Here is a 2,530-nt window from a genome sequence, read left to right as displayed (position 1 = left end):
ATTGGTGACCCAGTGAAGCGGCGGTATCCATCGCTGCGGGGAAGCAGCTGCGCGCGCGCCAGGCCCAAATGCATACTGCCTCCCAAGCTCTTGCCATTGAGCGGCAAGCGAGCGCTCAACCTTCCTTGGCCGAACGTGTTTCGAGGCCCAAAACTCGCGCCATACTTGGCCTCATGCGGTTGAATTTCCTATCCGTCTTGCTGCAACTCGAACGGGCACAATTTAGCGCCGCCCGGCCGCCCGAAGGCGCGAACGGCCCCCTTGGGGGGCAGCGACCCGCGCAGCGGCGGAGCGTGGGGGCACAATTCACACAATGACCAACACCTCCCGCAAACCCTGGCTGCAAGACTTCATTCTGCTGGCCGCCATCTGGGGCTCTTCCTTTCTGTTCATGCGCATGGGCGCCCTCGAATTCGGTGCCATTCCCACGGCCGGTGTGCGGGTGGCCGTCGCCTCGCTGTTCCTGCTGCCCATCGTGTTGTGGCGCGGCCTGGGGCCGCAGTTGCGCCAGCACTGGAAGCTGACCTTTCTGGTCGGCCTGACCAACTCGGCCATCCCGTTTGCCTGCTTCTCCTACGCGCTGCTGTCCATCACCACCGGGCTGTCGTCCATCCTCAACGCCACGGTGCCGCTATTCGGCGCGGTGATTGCCTGGCTATGGCTCAAGGACCGGCCGAACGGCTCGCGCATTCTGGGCCTGGCCATTGGTTTTATGGGCGTGGCACTGCTGGCGTCCGAGAAGGCCAGCTTCAAGCCCGATGCATCCGGCATGTCCACCGGCTGGGCCGTGCTGGCCTGTCTGCTGGCTTGTCTTTGCTACGGCATCTCGGCCAGTTTCACCAAGCGCTACCTCAGTGGTTTGCCACCGCTGGTCACGGCCACCGGCAGCCAGCTCGGCGCCACGCTGGGCCTGTTGCTGCCATCCCTCTGGCTATGGCCCAGCCAGGCACCCAGCGCGCCGGCATGGTTGGCGCTCATCGCCGTGGGTGTGTTGTGCACCGGCCTAGCCTACATCCTGTTCTTCCGGCTGATCGAACAGGCCGGCCCAGCGCGCGCGCTGGCGGTGACCTTTGTGATTCCGGTGTTTGGCGTGATGTACGGCGTGGTCTTGCTGGGCGAATCCGTCACCCCGTGGATGGTTTTGTGCGGTCTGGTGATCGTCTGCGGTACCGCGCTGTCCGCCGGGCTGGTGACGCTGCCCAAGCGCAAGAGCTGACTTACTGAATGGCGCCGGCCATCACGTTGATGGATAGCGCCAGCACCAGCATGTTGAAAGCAAAGGCGCTGACGCTGTGCACCAGCGTGAGGTGGCGCATCTTGCGCGAGGTGACCACCACGTCGGACACCTGCGAGGTCATGCCCACCACGTGGGCGTAGTACAGAAAGTCAAAGTAATCGGGCGGCAGCTTGCCCGGAAAGTCCAGGCCCGCGCCGTTGGGGTGGCCGCGCAATTCTTCCTGGTAATACATGTGGGCATAACGGAAGGCAAACACCGTCTGCATCAACAACCACGATGCCGCCAACGCCATCAGCGTGAGGGCGAAGTGCCCCATGCGTTGTGTGGAGGACAGGTCCTTCACGTGCTGCAACAGGATGGCCGTGGCCGCCATGCTGGCAAACACCGAGAGCAACAGCAACACCGACAACACCGGGGCCGACGCATCCTGCATCTGTGCACGCGCACGGGTGCGCTCGGCATCAAACTCCAGTGCCAGCCACCAGGCCAACCCCAGATACACCGTGGCCCCCACCGTCCATGCCAGCAGGCCATGCGACTGTGCGGCCAGCGGCAAGGGCAGCAAAGCCACCACACCGCCCGCGGCAGCACCGTAGGCGATCCGCTGGTGTGCCGTGGTTTCGGAGAAGTGTTTGCGCATGGGGTCTGATTGTGCGGTGAATCGTGGAATGGCAGTGCGTGGTCAACCAACGGCTTGCAAGGCACCCAGATCGGTGAGGTAGTCCACCGCGAACTGGGCCATGGGCGAATAACTCCGGCCCTTGAGCGACACCACACCCATGTCGGAAAACAGGGGGGGCAGTTGCTCCACATCCAAGCGCACCAGCGTGGCGTTTTCAACCTCCTGCCGGGTGGCCGCATCGGTACAGGCCAGCACCGTATCGGTCTCCATCGCAATCGCCTTGAGCAAATGCAGGTCATCACACTCCAGGGCCAGGGGTGCATGTTTGCCATCTTCCAGGCCAAACAACACGCCCAGGGCCTGCGACACTGTCTCGGGTACGCGCACGCTGGCCAGGCCATACGGCAGAAGTTGCGGCGCCTTGACACGGGGTTCGCGCAACAGCGGGTGGCCCGCGCGCACGTAGAAGCCTGCCACCATCTGACCGATGCGGGTGAAGGACAGGTCAACCGCATGGGGGTCTCCTCGTTTTCAGTGCAATAAGTGACGGTACGCAAAGCTAGCACTGGCGCGGGGGTGGTCTGGGTAGACCGTTGATTTCATTGACTTTCCTGTTCGCTTTGTAAACGGGTATGGTGGCCTCCCACTTTTGAGGTTCACGATGCAGGGTT

2 protein-coding genes and 1 pseudogene are annotated in these 2,530 nt (G+C 63.1%); 1 reads left to right on the top strand and 2 read right to left on the bottom strand.

Annotation, left to right across the window (positions count from 1 at the left end; all coding sequences use genetic code 11):
* Positions 1-313 precede the first annotated feature (313 nt).
* Positions 314-1,216, top strand: coding sequence for a DMT family transporter (locus tag BN2503_RS18810; protein ID WP_054258115.1), 903 nt, complete (start codon positions 314-316; stop codon positions 1,214-1,216).
* A 1-nt stretch (position 1,217) separates the two neighbouring features.
* On the opposite strand, the gene BN2503_RS18805 is transcribed toward BN2503_RS18810, so the two are convergent.
* A complete protein-coding gene (locus BN2503_RS18805; RefSeq protein WP_054258114.1) occupies positions 1,218-1,877 on the bottom strand; it encodes a DUF1345 domain-containing protein in 660 nt (219 codons plus the stop codon).
* A gap of 42 nt (positions 1,878-1,919) precedes the next feature.
* Positions 1,920-2,372, bottom strand: a pseudogene (locus BN2503_RS18800) (LysR substrate-binding domain-containing protein); the annotation flags it as partial.
* Between the last annotated feature and the right edge of the window lie 158 nt (positions 2,373-2,530).

The sequence above is a fragment of the Paenacidovorax caeni genome (assembly GCF_001298675.1).
GTDB lineage: Bacteria > Pseudomonadota > Gammaproteobacteria > Burkholderiales > Burkholderiaceae_C > Paenacidovorax > Paenacidovorax caeni.
The sequence above is the reverse complement of the archived record's forward strand: the minus strand, read 5'-3'. Positions and strand labels throughout refer to the sequence as shown.